The sequence below is a fragment of the Avibacterium sp. 20-132 genome, from assembly GCF_023611925.1.
Classification (GTDB): Bacteria; Pseudomonadota; Gammaproteobacteria; order Enterobacterales; family Pasteurellaceae; genus Avibacterium.
Genome location: NZ_CP091456.1, coordinates 748,212 through 767,150 on the forward strand (window position 1 = coordinate 748,212; position 18,939 = coordinate 767,150).

Below are 18,939 nucleotides of genomic sequence, written 5' to 3' on the forward strand. Positions count from 1 at the left end.
AGTAAATTATGTCACAAGTTACCTCATTAGAAGAATTCTTAGCCAAAGTTGAACAACGTGATGGACACCAACCAGAGTTTTTACAAGCTGTGCGTGAAGTGTTCACTTCGATTTGGCCATTCTTAGAGAAAAACCCACAATATCGCTCACAAGCTCTTTTAGAGCGCCTTGTTGAGCCTGAGCGTTTAATCCAATTCCGCGTAGCGTGGACAGATGACAAAGGTCAAGTACAGGTAAACCGTGCTTTCCGTGTTCAATTCAGCAGTGCAATTGGGCCATTTAAAGGCGGAATGCGTTTCCACCCTTCTGTAAACCAATCAATTCTAAAATTCTTAGGCTTTGAACAAATCTTCAAAAATGCCCTCACCACATTGCCAATGGGCGGTGGTAAAGGGGGTTCAGACTTCGATCCTAAAGGTAAATCTGACGGCGAAGTAATGCGTTTCTGCCAAGCATTAGTGAGCGAGCTTTATCGCCATATTGGCCCCGATACAGACGTTCCTGCAGGCGACATTGGTGTTGGTGGTCGTGAAGTGGGCTATCTTGCTGGGATGATGAAAAAATTATCTAACCAAGCAGGCTGTGTGTTCACAGGGCGTGGTTTATCATTCGGTGGTAGCTTAATTCGTCCAGAAGCGACAGGCTATGGCTTAGTATATTTTGCACAAGCAATGCTTGAAGAAAAAAATCAATCTTTCCAAGGTAAAACCGTGGTTGTGTCAGGTTCAGGTAACGTCGCACAATATGCGATTGAGAAAGCCTTACAACTTGGCGCGAAAGTCGTTACTTGTTCTGACAGCTCTGGCTACGTTTATGATGAAGCGGGTTTCACCCCAGAAAAATTAGCTGCGTTGATGGAAATCAAAAATGTACAGCGTGGTCGAGTGAAAGATTATGCAGAAAAATTCGGCTTACAATATGTTGCGAACGAGCGTCCGTGGAGCGTGAAAGCAGACATCGCCTTACCTTGTGCAACACAAAACGAATTAGACCTTGCTGATGCACAAAAATTAATCGCTAATGGCGTACAACTTGTGGCAGAAGGTGCAAATATGCCAACAACGATTGAAGCAACTGACGCATTACTTGAAGCTGGCGTATTATTTGGTCCGGGTAAAGCGGCAAATGCAGGTGGTGTGGCGACTTCAGGCTTAGAAATGGCACAAAGCTCACAACGTCTATACTGGACTGCTGAAGAAGTGGACGCGAAATTAAAACAAATTATGCTCGACATCCACGCTAACTGTAAAAAATACGGCACAGTGGAAGGTCAAGCTAACATCAATTATGTCACTGGTGCAAACGTCGCTGGTTTCGTAAAAGTTGCTGATGCAATGTTAGCGCAAGGGGTTTACTAATAATCCTTAAAGAGCAAAACACATTATGGACTAAGCAAGCAGAGCGAAAGGACATTAATGTATTTATTAAGATAAAGGGGGTTAAACGCCCCCCTTTATTTTCTCTGCTAATCATTTATAAACAGGTAAAAATTCATAAAAAAACCACCGCACTTTTTTACGATGGTTTTTCTTTTCCCGAGTTTTCACTTATCCTAAAAAATACTTATACGCCGGGCTATCCGTTACATCTTGATAGGTGTAAGCCAGTTCTTCCAAATGTCCGTTAAAACGAATTTCATCATTTTCATCTAATTGGAAGCCAGCAAGCACATTGCCATAATCTGCACCGTGCGCACGATAATGGAACAAGGAAATGTTCCAGTGTGTGCCAAGCATTTCAAGGAATTTAAGCAATGCACCTTTCTGTTCTGGGAACTCAAAACTGTATAAACGTTCTTTAGCTTGGCTTGATGAGCGTCCACCAATCATATAACGAATATGGGTTTTCGCGACATCATCATCAGACAGATCCATCACCGCATAGCCGTTTTGTTGTAGCTGGGCGATGATTTCATTTTTTTCCTTTTCACCACTGATACGCACCCCAACAAAGATACAGGCTTGCGCTTGATCGGCATAGCGGTAATTAAATTCTGTTACCGCACGATCGCCAAGCAAATGACAAAAACGCAAGAAACTGCCTTTTTCTTCGGGAATCGTTACCGCGAGCATCGCTTCGTGTTTTTCACCAATTTCACAACGCTCAGAGACATAACGTAAAGTATGAAAATTCAGGTTTGCCCCAGATAAAATATTGACTAAGGTTTCCCCTTGAATTTGATGTTGTTTGACATATTTTTTAAGCCCAGCCAGAGAAACAGCGCCTGAAGGCTCCGCAATTGCACGAACATTTTCAAAAATGTCTTTCATTGCCGCACAAATTTCATCACCGTCCACCAGCACCACATCATCAAGATATTGCTGACATAAGCGGAACGTTTCATCACCAATGCGTTTTACTGCCACCCCATCGGCAAATAATCCCACTCGTTCTAGATCCATGGGTTGCCCTGCTTTTAACGCTTGATACAGGCACGCCGAATCTTTGCTTTCCACGCCAATCACTTTAATTTCTGGCATTAATTGTTTAATTAACACGGCAACTCCCGCTGCCAAACCGCCACCGCCAACGGGGACAAAAACCCGATCGATATTAGAAGATTGTTGTAATAATTCCAGTGCTAAGGTGCCTTGCCCTGCGATCACTAAAGGATGATCGAAAGGAGGAATGAACGTCATATTTTTCGTTTTAGCCAGCTCAATCGCTTTACTTTTTGCTTCATCGAAGTTTGCGCCATAAAGCAACACATCGCCACCAAAGCTGCGCACCGCTTCAACTTTAATACTTGGCGTATTCTGTGGCATCACAATTAATGCCTTTAAGCCAAGATGCTTGGCGGATAGCGCAACGCCTTGTGCGTGGTTACCTGCGGACGCGGCAATGACCCCAGCTTGATGTTGTTGTTCGTTTAATGCGGCGATCATTGCGTAAGCACCGCGTAATTTAAAACTATGCACTGGCTGGCGATCTTCACGTTTAATTAAAATCTGATTAGCTAAGCGAGAAGAGAGTTTTTCCATCGGCTGTAATGGGGTGGTTTGTGCTACTTGATAAACCACTGAACCTAATTTTAAAATGGTTTTTAAATAATCGTCCCCGCTGGGTGTTGGGCTGTTGAATGAAAGGGTTGTCATTTTATTATCCTTAAATAAAACCTGAAATAATATTAATCAGTAAAGAAAGCACGGTAACGTTAAAAATAAAGGCAACAATGCTATGAATCCCGCCTAAAATACGCCCTGCTCTTGATGAAAACATAACATCGGCGGTTTGCGCTGAAGTGCCTATAATCAAGGCTGTATAAATAAAATCATAATAATTTGGCTCGGTTTGATAACCATTCTTCCCATCACTTTGGGGAATTTGTAATGGCATTGGCTCACCGCTTATTTTGCTATGGTAGAAAAGATGAGCATACCGAATGGCGAATAAAATATGAATGACTAGCCAAGAAAGAAAAATAGAAATAATAGCCACACTGATATACCACATTTTTTCCATAACGGGCAAATTTTGTGCAATACTCACTAAACGGACTAAGGCAACAAGACAAGCGACAATAATAATGCTCACAATGGCAAACATCGCTTTTGTTCCTGTTTGGCGTTCTTGTAAAAGTGCGGTCATTTTTTCGCGATGACGATGTTGCTGGCGAATTGTCCAAAATGTCCAAAATAAATACAGGCTCATTCCTATATCCCAAGAATAAATCAGATCAATGCTGATCTCGCCCTGAGAAAGCAGGCGAAAACCTAAAAAAGCAAACACAACAAGGATCAAGCTGGTATAAAATTTAATGTGTTGCTTTAACATTTTTAGCATAATGTTTCCCTTCACGACCTAAGATTATAGGTACAATGATAAAAAATAGGTGAAAAAATGACCGCACTTGATTCCGTGCAGTCATTTTTCTTTAATCGGCTAATTTAGTGCGATCTCTCACCGCACCTTTATCTGCAGAAGTGGCGAAGTGGCCATAAATTTTCAGTGCTAACGACACTTCACGCTGACGATTCGCTGGTTTCCAGCCTTTTGCATCTTGCTCTGCACGACGGACCGCCAATTCTTGTTCAGATACCATTAATTGAATAGAACGGTTTGGAATGTCGATCTCAATGGTATCGCCATCTTTCACTAAGCCAATTACGCCACCTGCTGCCGCTTCTGGCGAACAATGTCCGATAGATAAGCCTGATGTTCCACCAGAAAAACGCCCATCGGTTAATAATGCACAAGCCTTGCCTAGCCCCATTGATTTTAAGTAACTGGTTGGATAAAGCATTTCTTGCATACCCGGCCCGCCTTTTGGCCCTTCGTAACGAATCACCACCACGTGGCCCGCTTGCACTTTTCCACCTAAAATGCCATTAACCGCGTCTTCTTGGCTTTCAAAGACAATGGCGTTTCCGGTAAATTTTAAAATCGATTCATCTACCCCAGCGGTTTTTACAATACAACCATCTAAGGCGATATTACCTGAAAGCATTGCAAGTCCACCATCTTGGCTATAAGCAAATGCTTTACTACGGATACAGCCGTTTTCTCTGTCATCATCAAGGCTTTCCCAACGGCAATCTTGCGAAAAGGCTTGCGTGGTGCGAATGCCAGCCGGCCCTGCACGATAGAATGTACGAATTGCTTCGTCTTGAGTTAGCATAATGTCATATTTGGCTATTTGCTCTGCCAAGCTTAACCCTAATACGGTGCGAGTTTGGTTATCCAGCAGATTCGCACGATCTAATTCACCTAAAATGGCCATTATACCGCCTGCTCTATGAACATCTTCGATATGATATTTCGCAGTATTTGGGGCAACTTTGCTTAAACAAGGCACGCGACGAGAAAGGCGATCAATGTCTGCCATCGTGAAATCCACTTCGGCTTCTTGCGCTGCCGCCAATAAATGCAAAACGGTATTGGTTGATCCCCCCATTGCAATATCTAAGCTCATCGCATTTTCAAAAGCGGCTTTCGTGGCAATCGAACGTGGTAATACAGATTCATCATCTTGTTGATAGTAGTTGTGGCAAAGTTCAACAATTTGTTTCCCTGCATCTAAAAATAATTGTTTACGATCTTTATGCGTTGCCAAACAAGAGCCATTACCCGGCAAGCTTAAGCCTAATGCTTCCGTTAAACAGTTCATTGAGTTTGCAGTGAACATTCCAGAGCAAGAACCACAGGTTGGACAAGCTGAGCGTTCAATGGCTTCAACATCAGAATCGGACACATTTTTATCCGCACTTTGTACCATTGCATCGACTAAATCTAATTTAATCAATTGATCAGAGAGCATGGTTTTTCCGGCTTCCATTGGACCACCAGAAACGAAAATGGTTGGAATATTTAAGCGTAATGCTGCCATTAACATTCCCGGGGTAATTTTATCGCAGTTGGAAATACACACCATTGCATCGGCACAATGTGCATTCACCATATATTCTACACTGTCGGCAATTAAATCACGAGAAGGTAGGGAATACAGCATTCCACCGTGTCCCATTGCAATGCCATCATCAACGGCAATCGTGTTAAATTCCTTCGCCACACCACCAGCTTGTTCGATCTGCTCTGCAACTAATTGCCCAATATCTTTCAAGTGAACGTGTCCCGGTACGAATTGTGTAAATGAGTTCACCACCGCAATAATGGGTTTTCCAAAATCATTTTCTTTCATTCCTGTTGCACGCCATAAGGCGCGTGCGCCCGCCATATTGCGACCTTGTGTACTGGTTGCTGAACGTAATTTAGGCATAATCTCTCCAAACTTTGACAAATTTTTAAATTAAATACAATGCGATAAAACGCAATGAGGCATTTATTTCTTCAGTTAGCTGATGAATTTAACGCAATGACATCAGGTAATTTCACTAATTGATTGACTAATAATTCCACCGCTCTTTCACTTTGCACAATGACTTGCAAGGTGATTTCTTGTTGCTGGCTTTCGGTTTGTAATTTTACCACTTCAAAACCACGATGACGCATTACGCGCAATAAACGCTCTAAGGTTTCTGGCCGTCTATTGGCACGAATTGATAATTCATACTGTTGCATAATTCTCCCCACAATTCCTTTTTTTATTCTTCCAGCATATCCACATTGCAAGCATTTGGCGGAACAAGTGGCCACACGTTTTCTTCTGCTGGGATACAAATATGTAATAAATAAGCCCCTTCTGATCGGAATAAACGATCTAATGCCCCTTGCACTTCTTCCCCTGATTCAATGCGTTCACCCTGAATATCAAAGGCAGAGGCAAGGGTAACGAAATCAGGGTTATCATCAAGAATGGTATTACTATGACGAGCTTGGAAAAATAAGGTTTGCCATTGGCGTACCATACCTAAGCGTTGGTTGTCTAATAAAATGATTTTTACTGGTGTTTTGCCACGTTTAATCGTGCCAAGTTCTTGTACGTTCATCATTAATGAGCCATCACCCGTAATTAAAATCACCTCATCATTGGGACGGGCTTTTTTCGCCCCAATCGCTGCAGGCAAGCCAAATCCCATTGTGCCAAATCCTGCTGAGGTAATAAAATTTTCTGGGGCATAATGTTGCATATGCTGTGCTGACCACATTTGATGCTGTCCGACATCAGTAACCACAATGGCGTTTTTTGCTTTTTGCTGAGAAACCGTGTTAAGCAACCACCAAGGATTAATCGGTTGTTTCCCCTGATTTTCTGCATAGCGAAAATCAAACGCTTGTTTGAGTTTATTGATTTCTTTATGCCAATCAGCCAATGCTAATTTCATTGCTAAGGCGTGAAAAATCGCATTTAAATCACCACGTAAAGCCACATCAGGACGACGTAATTTACCGAGTTCAGCAATATCAATATCGCAATGAATCACTTTCGCCTTAGGGGCGAAGGTATCTAATTTTCCCGTTACACGATCATCAAAGCGCGCTCCGAACACGAGCAATAAATCTGACTCTTGAGTGGCTAAATTGGCGGCTTTGGTGCCGTGCATACCGATCATTCCCATATAATAAGGCGTATCAGGCAAAATTGTGCCTAATCCCTTTAACGTGGAAATACTTGGGATTTCGGTGATAGCTAAAAATTCACGCAAGGCAGGAACCGCATTCGCCATTCCTACGCCCCCGCCAACATACACCACAGGACGTTTCGCATTTCTCACTAATGCCAATGCTTTTTCTAATTCGACAGGATCAAGTGCGGTTGGTTTTTCCACAGGAAGGGTAAAAGGCTGTAAATCGGTTTCAGCAAATTGCACATCTTTTGGAATATCAATCAACACAGGACCGGGGCGACCACTTTGCGCGATTTGAAAGGCTTTGGCGATAATTTCTGGTAATTCATCAATATGTTGCACAATAAAACTATGTTTCGTGCAAGCAAGAGATAACCCTAATACATCGGCTTCTTGAAAGGCATCTGTACCGATTAATGAGGATGCCACCTGCCCCGTAATCGCCACAACTGGAATGGAATCCATTAACGCATCACCTAGCCCAGTGATTAAATTGGTTGCACCTGGACCTGAAGTGGCAATACATACGCCTGTTTTACCGCTGGCTCTGGCATAGCCAATTGCCGCCATCGCAGCGCCTTGCTCATTACGACAGAGTAAATGTTCCAACCCTGAATCATAAATGGCATCATAAACTGGCATTATCGCCCCACCGGGATACCCAAACACCACATCAACCTGATGCGCCTTTAAACATTCGGTTACTAATCTTGCACCGTTCATTTTTCACCTATCCTATATCATAAATTAGTTATAAAAAAAGCCTCTCAGCAATCTCTGCGAGGGGCTTTCTAATAAGTATAAATCAGGTTTAATTATTCTAATTATTAGCAAGCCAACACCTCGCAGTGATAATCACCACGAGGTTAATAATAATGCTAATAAGAGAATAATGTTTTGTCATTGTATGAATAAAATCTGAATAATTACCGTTACTGGCTACTATTGATACCACATTGAAAATAGAAATCAAGGAATTTTTCTATTTAGCAATCGTTTTCTTATAAAAGAGAAAACGTGAAAGAAAAAGTGCGGTCATTTTTTCGTATAATTTGCTATGATATTCGCTGTTTTTGTTGAAGGAGCTTAATTATGCAAAATCAACCCTTTCGTGCCGTCGTATCCGATTTAGATGGCACATTGCTCAATGGAAATCACGTGATTGGTGATTTCACAATTGAAACCCTCGAAAAATTATCCCAAAAAAAGATTGATATTATTCTCGCCACAGGGCGGAAATATGAAGATGTGGCACATATTGTAGGCAAAGTGAAACTGGATAACGCCGTGCTCATTACTTCAAATGGCGCAAGAGCGCATAATTTGCAAGGTAAATTGCTGTTGAGCAACAGTTTGCCCGATGCAATCGCAATGGAAATAATGCAAACCCCTTATGATAAAAAAAATGTGTTTGTAAATAGCTATCAAGAAGAGGGTTGGTTCATTAGCCTAGATATGCCCGAATTAGCAAAATATCATCAAGATTCTGGTTTTATGTATCAGGTTGTGGATTTCAACCAACATCACGGGAGTGAAACAGAAAAAGTCTTCTTCATTGGCAGAACGCCCACCGATCTCGCCCCAATTGAAGCACATATCGCACAACATTTTGGCGAGCACGTTTATATGACCTATTCCACCCCACAGTGTTTAGAAATTATGAATAAAAATGTGTCAAAAGCCACCGCACTTGCTAAAGTTGTAACAAATCGCGACTATGGCTTAAATGCTTGTATTGCCTTTGGAGATGGAATGAACGATGTGGAAATGCTCAGCGAAGTAGGAAAAGGGTGCATTATGGGCAATGCTGATCCACGTTTAGTGCAAACTTGCCCGCGGTTAGAACAAATCGGTTTTAACCGTCACGAAGCTGTCGCAAGTTATTTACGCGCCACCTTTGGTGTGTATTAGAGCAAAATAAGCGGGTATCAGGCGAGATGGCAATTTGGCAAACATTACTCATCATCAGTACTGGCGCAGCACTAGGCGCTTGCACACGTTGGGGCTTGAGTGAGTTATTAAACCCACTGTTTTCATTTCTCACGTTTGGTACACTGATCGCCAATTATCTCGGCTGTTTTTTAATTGGCATCTTACTCGCTCTCGCTTGGCAATCCCCTCAGTTTTCTGGCGAATGGCGATTATTTTTAATCACAGGATTTTTAGGCAGTCTCACCACCTTTTCTTCCTTTTCAGCGGAGGTCATTAATAATTTCTTAAATGAAAAATGGCTGTCCGCACTGACCATTATTGCCTTACATCTTGCTGGTAGCCTATTATTTACCCTGTTGGGCGTGTTGTTATCTCGTTATTGGCGATAAAGGCTTGTACTGTATTTAAGGCTTCGGCACGAATTTTATCCCGTTCAAATAAAATCTCGTGCTTGGCATTTTCCAGTGTAATTAACTTTCCTTGTGGCAAGCAGGCAACTAATTTTTCCAACTGTGCATTTTCTACAATTTTTTCTTTGCCAGCTTGCAAAACCAAGACAGGAATTTCAATGCGCGACAAAATTTTTTCCAACCCTTTAATTGCCGTTAAACACAAATGCACCCAGCGGAACGTTGGCCCGCCAAGACTTAATTCAGGAAAATAGCGATTAATACGATTCATCCATTTCATTCTGGTTTTGCAGAAACTGAGTTCATTTAACTCAAGATTGGTGGGTTTATAAGCAGTTTTGCCGAATACATAACGCTGTCCTTGTCCAACTAACATCATCAAATTAATGATCAACTCATCACGCAATAAATGTTTGGTCGGCAAGCCAAAAAATGGCGAAGAAAGCACCGCACATTGAATCTGATGATCATAATTCGCCAAATAATAAGCCGAAATCAGTGATCCCAACGAATGGGCAAGCAGGTATTGTTGCGAATAATCGTTGTGGCAAGTAATTTGCTTAATTACCGTATCCATATCCTCACAGTAAAAGCGAAATTCATCAACGTAACCTTTGTCTTTATCCGTTAATAAACGTTGAGAATACCCCTGTCCACGGTGATCAAAAAGCAATACATCATATCCCCATTGATAAAAATCATAAGCCAACTCCGACCATTTCAACATATTCTCCGCCCGTCCATTGACTAAAATCATCAATTTTCGCTCCGCACTTGGCAAGGTTTCTGCGTGCAAAAAATGGCGATAGGCAATTTGGCAACCCTGCTTCCCCGTTAAATATTGGATAGGAAATTGATCGACAAAGGGCATTAATTGCTGTAACGCAAATCGACAAAAATGAGGTTCTCGGTGTAGGCAATTTGGCATTGGATTACCCTCAATAAAACAAAGATATCACGATCATAAAGGAAAGCTGATAAGAAAGATAGAACATAATGCCACATCAGAGGTTCTGACTTTTTGATAAAACTTCATATTTTTAAAGTGCGGTGTTTTTTTCGTTATTTTTATACAACAGCCCTATTGCTAAACATTCAAGGGAAAATAAAACATTTTGCTATTCAAATTCACTAAAAAATCCATAAAAAAGCACCGCACTTTATTTTCAGCCGTGCGGTGCTTTCTATCTATTCGTTTTTCAATGAGTTTTTAACTTAAGAATTACGCCACGAGTTGTTTTAAAATACGGCGAACAGGCTCTGCCGCCCCCCATAGTAATTGGTCACCAACAGTAAAGGCGGCGAGGTATTCAGGTCCCATTGCTAATTTGCGTAAGCGTCCTACTGGTACGCTTAATGAGCCTGTTACTTTTGCAGGGGTTAATTCGCGTAAAGTGGTTTCTTTATCGTTTGGAATCACTTTCACCCATTCATTGTGAGATGCAAGAATTTGCTCAATTTCGTCTAATGGCAAATCTTTTTTCAATTTGATGGTGAAGGCTTGGCTGTGGCAACGTAATGCGCCAATACGCACACATAAGCCGTCCACTGGGATTGGATTGTCACTTAAACCTAAAATTTTATTGGTTTCTGCATAGCCTTTCCATTCTTCTTTCGTTTGCCCTGTTTCCGGTAATAATTTATCGATCCAAGGGATTAAACTACCGGCAAGTGGCGCACCAAAATTATCAATTGGGAAGGACGCATCACGCATTTTTGCCGTTACTTTGCGTTCAATATCTAAGATTGATGAAGCTGGATTTGCTAATTCAGCTTTAACAGACGCTTCTAATTCCCCCATTTGCACTAATAATTCACGCATATTTTTTGCACCCGCGCCAGAGGCAGCTTGGTAAGTGGCAACGGATACCCATTCCACCAAATCACGTTCAAATAATCCGCCTAATGCCATTAACATTAAGCTCACTGTACAGTTTCCGCCCACGAAGGTTTTCACACCATTTTTTAGCCCTTCACTGATCACATTCTGGTTTACAGGATCAAGTACGATAATTGCATCTTTGTCCATACGTAATGCAGAAGCTGCATCAATCCAATAGCCGTTCCACCCTGTTGCTTTTAGTTTTGGATAGACTTCATTGGTATAATCACCGCCTTGGCAGGTAACGATAATGTCTAATTTTTGTAATTCCGCGATGTCAAACGCATCTTTTAACACACCAGCTTCTTTGCCCGCGAAAACAGGGGCTTTTTGACCGGCTTGTGAAGTGGTAAAAAAGATAGGGTTGATATTCGCGAAATCATTTTCTTGCTGCATACGATCCATTAGTACGGAACCCACCATTCCACGCCAACCGATAAAACCAACGTTTTGCATAAAATTTTCCTTATAAGTAATGTTGTGTTGAAAATAAAATCTGGATGAATTATGCCCAGTAAAAAGGTTAAAAGTATAACCCTTCGGCTTTAATTCACAGGAAATTAATTACGTTAAACCGTGCAAAAAAACGTACAAGATAGCGTAAACAAAAGCAAGCATTTTTCTAAAAAAAGTTGCGAATAATTGATCTTTCTATAAAGAATACTCAATTTAGCTCGGCGAGCGTTGAAAAAATCGAAAAAGGAAAGAAAAATCCCCTTTTTACAAGGCAAAAGGGGATTAAAAGAACGAGAAAAATTAGCTGTATTTTTTTGCCGATAACCACGCGGCGATGTAGCCCAAGAGAGCACACATTGCGAGCAAAAATAGTAACTCGCCAATCATTATGCCGTGTAGCTCAAAATTTACCGCAAAAATTTCCGTCACATATTTCACCGCACTTGTAAAATAGCCAATTACAATGGCACTGAACACGCAAGCCAATAATCCTCCTAGGACGGCATAGATCATACCTGTGTAAAGGAAAGGACGTAGGATAAATTGATCTGTGGCACCAAGCAATTTCATCACTTCAATATTCGCTTTGTTGCTATACACATCAGAGCGAATACTGTTGCCAATCACGAGAAAAACGGAAATAGCCATCAAAAGTGTGCAAACTACCGCAATATGTGCAATGAGCCACGAAAGTGCGGTGAGTTTTTCCATTAAATTATTATCTAAACGCACTTCTTGCACGCCTTTTATTTTAGCTAAGTTTTCCCTTAATTCATTGCGTTTTTGGCTTTCATTATAGTCTTTGCTTGGCTTAATAATCACTACCGCAGGCAGCGGATTATCATCTAGAATATCCAAGCCTTCACTAAAACCAGACCAGTTTTTAAACTCATTAAGACTCTCTTGACGAGAAATATAATTCAGACTTTCTACCCCAGATTGTTGGCGAATTTTTTCCACCACTAAATTAGCATCGGCTTCCGTGAGATTTTTATGCAAATAAACGGTAAATTCGCTTTCAGGATAAAATTGTGTGGTGGCTTGATGAATATTTTTCCATAACAAATAGCTCACCGTTGGCACAGTTAGCGAAGCGGCGATCACGAGAATGGTTAATAGGGTGGCATATTTTTTCTTAATTAGATCTGCCAGCACCGCTCGTAGCACATAATGGGTTTGAACCCACCAAGACGCATTAATTGGACGAGAACTCATTTCACTTTCCTTAACGTAAATGACCTTGTTCTAAGATTAAACAAGGTTTTGGTTTTTGTTGAACAATATTAATATCGTGAGTGGCAATTAACACCGTCATACCAAGGCGGTTAAACTCTTCAAATAAATTAAAAATATCGAGAGAAAGCGCGTTATCTAAATTGCCTGTTGGCTCATCGGCAAGTAATAATTGAGGCTTATGTACAATGGCACGAGCAATATCCACGCGCTGTTGTTCTCCACCAGATAAATGGATAGGCAAGTGATTGGCACGATCACGTAAACCAACACGATCTAACGCGGCTAAGGCTCGACTTTGTGCTTCTTTTGGATGAATACCTGAAATAATTAATGGTAATGCCACATTATCAACAATACAACGATCGGCAAGCAGACGATAGTCTTGATGCACCATACCAATTTGGCGACGTAAAAATGGCAATTCGTGTTTAGACAAACGTGTAATATCGTGTCCGTTAAACCAAATTTGCCCGCCATTCGCGCGCTCCATTCCCATAATGAGTTTCAATAAGGTACTTTTTCCCGCGCCAGAATGCCCGAGAACATAGGTCATACTCCCTACGGGAAGATGAAAGTTTAATCCCTGCAAGGCAGGCTTGCCGCCTAAATAAGCCTTGCTGACATTTTCAAAGCGTATCATCGTTGTTATCTCTTTTCTTTTATGTTAAGCGGATGATTATAACGGATATTCTCATTTTTTGAGCAGAAATTTGTGGGATAAATGTAAGGAATTGTCAATCAAACTAGAAAATGACGAGCATAACTAAATTGCTCATCATTTTTATCCATTAATCCAATAGTTTACCTTTCAATTCTGGAATTAAGAAAAGGGTCGCGATCATATCGATCACATAAATCAAGGCAAGGAAAGCAATCGCAGTAGAAAAAGAATAAGTCGCCACCACTGCCCCGACAACTACTGGGCCAAAGCCACCTACAGCACGTCCAAGATTAAACAACACATTTTGTGCAGTGGCACGAGCTTGGGTCGGATAGGCCTCTGCCATTAATGCACCATAGCCCCCCATCATTCCGTTTACGAACATTCCTAAGAATGCCCCCGCAATGAGCATAGCGCTTGGTTCAGTCAGTTGCGAATAAGTGATGACGCTGATAATAGCACCAAGCTGGAAAAGCAGAAAACTTGGCTTACGCCCGATTTTGTCGGCAAGACGGCCAAAAATCCAGATACCACTCATCATTCCACACACAGTTACCGCAGTCCAAACACCAGATTTAGTTAAACTGAACCCAAGCTGTTTAGAAAGGAAGTTAGGTAACCAAATCATTATGCCGTAATAACCAAAATTTTGTACAGATGTAAGTATCACCACGCCCAAGCTCACTTTTGCTGTTTGCTTATCTTTCACCAATAATTGGAAAGACTCTCGGAATGCCTGCCATTTAGATTGTGTAGGATGTGTAGTGGAAAGTGCGGTCTGTTTTTCCGTAAAAACCTCTGGCTCGTGTAATTTTCTTCGTAAATACCACGCAACAAGAGCAGGGAAAATGCCCACAATAAACATTACTCGCCAGCCGATTATTGGCAATAATAATGGGGTAAGCAGCACCGCGCCCAATACACCGATTTGCCACCCAAGCGCCACATAAGAAGCTGCTTTGGCACGATGGCGAGCAGGCCACGCTTCTGCCGCTAATGCCATTCCAATCCCAAATTCACCACCTAAGCCAATACCAGCAATAGTACGATAGATTAGTAAATCCCAATAGCCTTGAGCAAACGCACATAACCCTGTAAACACGGCAAAGAGAACAATTGTCCAAGTTAATACTCGCACACGTCCATAACGATCACTTAACGCACCAAAAATTATGCCACCGGCTACCGCTCCGATTAATGTCCAAGTAACTAAAGATCCTGCCTGGGCGCTTGATAATGCTAAATCAGCAGAAATGGCACTAAGCATAAAGCCAAGAATGAGTAAATCAAAACCGTCCATTGCATAGCCCACGGCAGAGCCAATCAAGGCTTTCCAGCCATAATCATTTACGTTGTTTTTCATAGATGTCCTTTTGCTACTCACGGGTAGCCTTTAAAGTGTTAAGAAAGGAGATTTGCTAATATATACATAAAAGCACATCACAAAAGCGTGCATAGTGTAGTCAATTCGTTTGCGTTAAGCAATGAGAACAGACTAGAAAATGAAGAATAAAAAACAGCCTTGCAAATCATTACAAGGCTGTTAGAAAACTTATTCCACCGTAACCGCTTTAGCAAGATTACGAGGTTGATCCACATCAGTGCCTTTAATTAAGGCAATGTGGTAAGAAAGGAGTTGTAACGGCACAGTGTAAAAAATGGGTGCAGTAACTTCATCAACTTTCGGCAATACGATCGTTTTAAAGCCTTCGCCATCGCTGAAACCCGCATCGTGATCTGCGAAAATATAAAGCTGACCACCACGAGCGCGAACTTCCTCAATATTTGATTTTACTTTTTCCAGTAAATCATTTTCTGGCGCAACCACAATCACAGGCATATCGCTATCAATTAGGGCTAATGGGCCGTGTTTTAATTCTCCTGCCGCATAGGCCTCTGCGTGAATATAAGAAATTTCTTTCAATTTCAATGCAGATTCCATTGCAATGGGGTAAAACTCACCACGTCCTAAGAATAATGTATGATGTTTTTCAGCAAAATCTTCAGAGAGTTTTTCAATCTGTTTATCAAAAACTAGCGCACTTTCAATTTGTGCTGGTAAGCGTTGTAAAGCCTGTACGATATGATGTTCTTGTTCTTCACTCACAGTGCCTTTTAAACGCCCAATTGCTGCATTTAATAGTAATAAGCAAGTTAATTGCGTGGTAAATGCTTTGGTGGATGCCACACCAATTTCCACCCCAGCACGGGTCATAAAGGCAAAATCAGATTCACGTACTAATGAAGAGCTTGCCACGTTACAGATGGTCATTGCTGTCATATAACCCGATTCTTTCGCTAAACGTAATGCAGCTAAAGTATCTGCTGTTTCTCCTGATTGTGAAAGGGTAATTAATAAACTGTTTGGACGTGTTACAAATTTGCGATAGCGGAATTCCGAAGCAATTTCCACATCACAGCTCACCCCAGCAATAGATTCAAACCAGTAGCGCGCAACCATACCTGCATTATACGACGTACCACAGGCAACAATTTGAATATGTTCCACTTTTTTCAAGATTTCTGCGGCATTAGGGCCAATGGCATCAATATTCACTTTACCATTGACGATGCGGCCATCTAAGGTATTCATAATTGCAACAGGCTGTTCAAAAATTTCTTTTTGCATATAGTGGCGATATTGTCCTTTATCTGCCGCATCCGCTTCAAAATGTCCTTCGTGTACTTCACGCTCAACGGCATTACCTTGCGCATCAAAAATTTGCACATCTCGGCGAGAAATTTCAGCAACATCCCCTTCTTCTAAGTAAATAAAACGACGTGTAACACTTAAGAGGGCAAGCGGATCAGAGGCAAGGAAATTTTCTCCCACACCTAAGCCGATAACCAATGGGCTACCAGAACGAGCGACAACAAGATGTTCAGGTTCATCTTGATACATCGCAACCATACCATAAGCGCCGCGCAATTGTGCCACGGTTTTTTGCACGGCGTCTAATAATGAGCTAGCAGTGCGATATTCCCATTCTACTAGGTGCGCAATAACTTCTGTATCGGTTTGAGAAAGAAATATATAACCGCGTTTTTGCAATTCCTCACGTAATTCTTCGTAATTTTCAATAATACCATTATGTACAATAGCAATTTTACCAGAGCGATGTGGGTGAGCATTAGCTTCTGAAGGCTCACCGTGGGTAGCCCAACGTGTATGTGCAATCCCTGTTCCGCCTAAAATGGGGTTCGCTTCAATCGCTTCATCCAGCGCATTGACTTTCCCTACTCGGCGAACAATTTGCATATTATGATCTGCATCTAATACCGCCACACCCGCGGAATCATAACCACGGTATTCCAAACGATGTAATCCATCAACCAGAATTTCTGCTACATCACGTTGTGCTACTGCACCAACAATTCCACACATAAAATATCCTTTGTTTCAATGTTAAAAAAATAATAAAAAATACTTAAAATTTAGACCGCACTTGCACAAATAACCTCTACGCCTTGTGCTTCGATTTGCTGTCTAATGTCTTCTGCCAACAAATCATCTGTGACTAATACATCAATTTGTTGCCAGGTTAATTCGATATTTGGCATTTTTCTGCCAATTTTTTGTGATTCCACCATAACGATAACTTCACGGGAAACATCCGCCATAACACGACTTAAATCCACTAATTCATTAAATGTCGTGGTACCGCGTTCAAGATCAATGCCATCTGCACCAATAAAGAGCTGATCAAAATTGTATGAACGTAACACCTGTGCGGCAACTTGCCCTTGAAAAGATTCAGAACGGGTATCCCAAGTCCCCCCTGTCATCAATAGCGTTGGCTCATTTTCTAAAGCACGCAACTGCGTGGCGACGGAAAGTGAGTTCGTCATCACGACCAAACCTTGCTTCTTATTGAGCTGATTGATCAATGCAGCGGTTGTGTTACCGCTATCAATAATGATGCGATTATGATCGGCAATCCGTTCTGCCGCTTTTTTTGCAATCGCTAACTTTCGTTTTGAAAGATGCTCGTCTTGGTTTTCATCCAGCAATTCTTGCGGCATTAAAATCGCCCCACCATAACGGCGTACTAATACTCCATTTGCCTCAAGCGCGGTTAAATCTTTGCGAATAGTCACTTCTGAGGTGTCAAATAATTGCACAAGTTGCTCTACACTAACTTCACCTTGGCTTTGTAATAATTGCACAATACGATGACGGCGTTGCTGGGTATTTCTTGGCTGAATATTTCGTTTCATAACACTTAATCAGATTTAAATTTCGGTTCGGAATATTATAGAAAGAAAAGGAAAATGTAAATAGAAAATTGGTTAAAATAGAGAAGAAGGCTATTTATCAAGTAGCATAAATAAAAAACCCTGCATTACGCAGGGTCAGAAAAATAAAGACAATAATTATTTAATTGCGTCTTTTAATGCTTTACCAGCAACGAATGCAGGCACTTTAGAAGCAGCAATTTGGATTTCTGCACCCGTTTGCGGATTGCGACCAGTACGTGCTTTACGCTCATTCACTTTAAATGTACCAAAGCCGATTAATTGAACTGGTTGACCTGCTTTTAAGCTCCCTGCGATAGCATCTAAAGTTGCTTCTAATGCAGCTTTAGCTTGTTTTTTATTTAACTCTGCTGCACTTGCAATTGCATCAATTAAATCCGTTTTGTTCATAAATTAGTACCTTCTCTATTTTCGATTAAATTAAGCGTATTAGGACATACCTAACACCTAAGTCTATTAAGAAATACTGTATTCACAGTGTGCTAAAGCATAAATCAACTTCGATATAAAACAAAGCAATAAATCACAAAAATGTCGCCTAAATCACATTATTGGTTAAATTCTATACCGATATTTGAAATCCCTTCAGCTCGAATTTCATTTTTAAGGGTTAAAATCAAGGAAATATCACGCTCTTCGCTCTCTCGGAGCGTACGGTAGATCTGCCATTGTACATCTAGTTCTTGCTCAATTTCTTCACTTGCTTTGAGTTCTTGCTCGGATAATTCCCGATCTAAATGCATTTCCAATAATCCAGTAACAGTTTGCAAAGAAATCAAACTCACTTGCACCGCGTGTTCTAAAGTTTCTCCCGCAATCAGGCTGTGTAATAATTCAGAAAGCGCCTCGCACGCATCAATCGCGGGCACTACACCATAAAAGTCGTAATTATTTACATCTGGGATAATCGACTCAAACTTTTCTAACTGATTATCAAAATTGATGTTTGCCCCTTTCACGGTTAAATATTCCCAGGTTAAATTCAGAATATTTTGATAAACTCGACTTTGCTCAGGCTGCTCTGTTACTTGGCAAAAAAGCTGAAAATTCGGCAACATTCGTTCACATAGGCACGCCATAAAAGTGATATGCTGCCAACTTGCTAAATGTTCTAAGCGTTTATGAATAGGATTACGCATT

17 protein-coding genes are annotated in these 18,939 nt (G+C 41.2%); 3 read left to right on the plus strand and 14 right to left on the minus strand.

Translation table 11 applies throughout. The features are described 5' to 3' along the window. Positions 1-8: 8 nt before the first annotated feature. On the plus strand, positions 9-1,358 hold the full coding sequence (gdhA, locus tag L4F93_RS03515) for an NADP-specific glutamate dehydrogenase (RefSeq protein ID WP_250351145.1): 1,350 nt from the start codon (positions 9-11) through the stop codon (positions 1,356-1,358). Between the two features lie 189 nt (positions 1,359-1,547). On the opposite strand, the gene ilvA is transcribed toward gdhA, so the two are convergent. The 5 genes from ilvA to ilvG form a co-directional block, all read right to left on the minus strand. Continuing rightward, positions 1,548-3,095: a threonine ammonia-lyase, biosynthetic gene (gene ilvA, locus L4F93_RS03520; RefSeq protein WP_250351146.1), complete on the minus strand. Its 1,548-nt coding sequence runs from the start codon at positions 3,093-3,095 to the stop codon at positions 1,548-1,550. 10 nt (positions 3,096-3,105) lie between these two features. After that, positions 3,106-3,783, minus strand: a complete 678-nt coding sequence (locus tag L4F93_RS03525) for a DUF1345 domain-containing protein (protein WP_250351147.1) — start codon at positions 3,781-3,783, stop codon at positions 3,106-3,108. 91 nt (positions 3,784-3,874) lie between these two features. Further along, complete coding sequence (ilvD, locus tag L4F93_RS03530) at positions 3,875-5,716, minus strand: dihydroxy-acid dehydratase (RefSeq protein WP_250351148.1); 1,842 nt, start codon at positions 5,714-5,716, stop codon at positions 3,875-3,877. 71 nt (positions 5,717-5,787) lie between these two features. Further along, entirely contained in the window at positions 5,788-6,018 is a 231-nt protein-coding gene (gene ilvM, locus L4F93_RS03535; protein WP_250351149.1) for an acetolactate synthase 2 small subunit, read from the minus strand. 23 nt (positions 6,019-6,041) lie between these two features. After that, positions 6,042-7,688, minus strand: coding sequence for an acetolactate synthase 2 catalytic subunit (gene ilvG / locus L4F93_RS03540; protein WP_250351150.1), 1,647 nt, complete (start codon positions 7,686-7,688; stop codon positions 6,042-6,044). Between the two features lie 369 nt (positions 7,689-8,057). Between ilvG and L4F93_RS03545 the strand changes: the two genes are divergently transcribed. Together L4F93_RS03545 and crcB are read left to right on the plus strand one after the other, a co-directional pair. Further along, a complete protein-coding gene (locus L4F93_RS03545) occupies positions 8,058-8,876 on the plus strand; it encodes a Cof-type HAD-IIB family hydrolase (RefSeq protein WP_250351151.1) in 819 nt (272 codons plus the stop codon). Positions 8,877-8,902: 26 nt separating this feature from the next. Beyond that, complete coding sequence (gene crcB, locus L4F93_RS03550) at positions 8,903-9,286, plus strand: fluoride efflux transporter CrcB (protein WP_250351152.1); 384 nt, start codon at positions 8,903-8,905, stop codon at positions 9,284-9,286. On the opposite strand, the gene L4F93_RS03555 is transcribed toward crcB, so the two are convergent. From L4F93_RS03555 to L4F93_RS03595, 9 genes are all read right to left on the minus strand, one after another. Then, positions 9,246-10,235: an alpha/beta fold hydrolase gene (locus tag L4F93_RS03555; protein WP_250351153.1), complete on the minus strand. Its 990-nt coding sequence runs from the start codon at positions 10,233-10,235 to the stop codon at positions 9,246-9,248. The genes crcB and L4F93_RS03555 overlap by 41 nt on opposite strands. A 294-nt stretch (positions 10,236-10,529) precedes the next feature. Then, positions 10,530-11,645 (minus strand): aspartate-semialdehyde dehydrogenase, encoded by a 1,116-nt coding sequence (gene asd / locus L4F93_RS03560; RefSeq protein ID WP_250351154.1) that lies wholly within the window; start codon positions 11,643-11,645, stop codon positions 10,530-10,532. A 300-nt stretch (positions 11,646-11,945) separates the two neighbouring features. Next, positions 11,946-12,860 carry a permease-like cell division protein FtsX gene (gene ftsX / locus L4F93_RS03565; RefSeq protein WP_250351155.1) on the minus strand — a complete coding sequence of 305 codons (915 nt, stop codon included), beginning with the start codon at positions 12,858-12,860 and terminating at the stop codon, positions 11,946-11,948. Positions 12,861-12,870: 10 nt separating this feature from the next. Continuing rightward, positions 12,871-13,521: a cell division ATP-binding protein FtsE gene (ftsE, locus tag L4F93_RS03570; RefSeq protein WP_250351156.1), complete on the minus strand. Its 651-nt coding sequence runs from the start codon at positions 13,519-13,521 to the stop codon at positions 12,871-12,873. Positions 13,522-13,669: 148 nt separating this feature from the next. Next, positions 13,670-14,905 carry an MFS transporter gene (locus L4F93_RS03575; protein WP_250351157.1) on the minus strand — a complete coding sequence of 412 codons (1,236 nt, stop codon included), beginning with the start codon at positions 14,903-14,905 and terminating at the stop codon, positions 13,670-13,672. Between the two features lie 189 nt (positions 14,906-15,094). Further along, positions 15,095-16,927, minus strand: coding sequence for a glutamine--fructose-6-phosphate transaminase (isomerizing) (gene glmS, locus L4F93_RS03580; RefSeq protein WP_250351158.1), 1,833 nt, complete (start codon positions 16,925-16,927; stop codon positions 15,095-15,097). Positions 16,928-16,977: 50 nt separating this feature from the next. Then, positions 16,978-17,760 carry a DeoR/GlpR family DNA-binding transcription regulator gene (locus L4F93_RS03585; RefSeq protein ID WP_250351159.1) on the minus strand — a complete coding sequence of 261 codons (783 nt, stop codon included), beginning with the start codon at positions 17,758-17,760 and terminating at the stop codon, positions 16,978-16,980. Positions 17,761-17,916: 156 nt separating this feature from the next. Then, a complete protein-coding gene (locus L4F93_RS03590; protein WP_017805492.1) occupies positions 17,917-18,189 on the minus strand; it encodes an HU family DNA-binding protein in 273 nt (90 codons plus the stop codon). A gap of 158 nt (positions 18,190-18,347) precedes the next feature. Beyond that, positions 18,348-18,938, minus strand: coding sequence for a YjaG family protein (locus L4F93_RS03595; RefSeq protein WP_250351160.1), 591 nt, complete (start codon positions 18,936-18,938; stop codon positions 18,348-18,350). Position 18,939 lies beyond the last annotated feature (1 nt).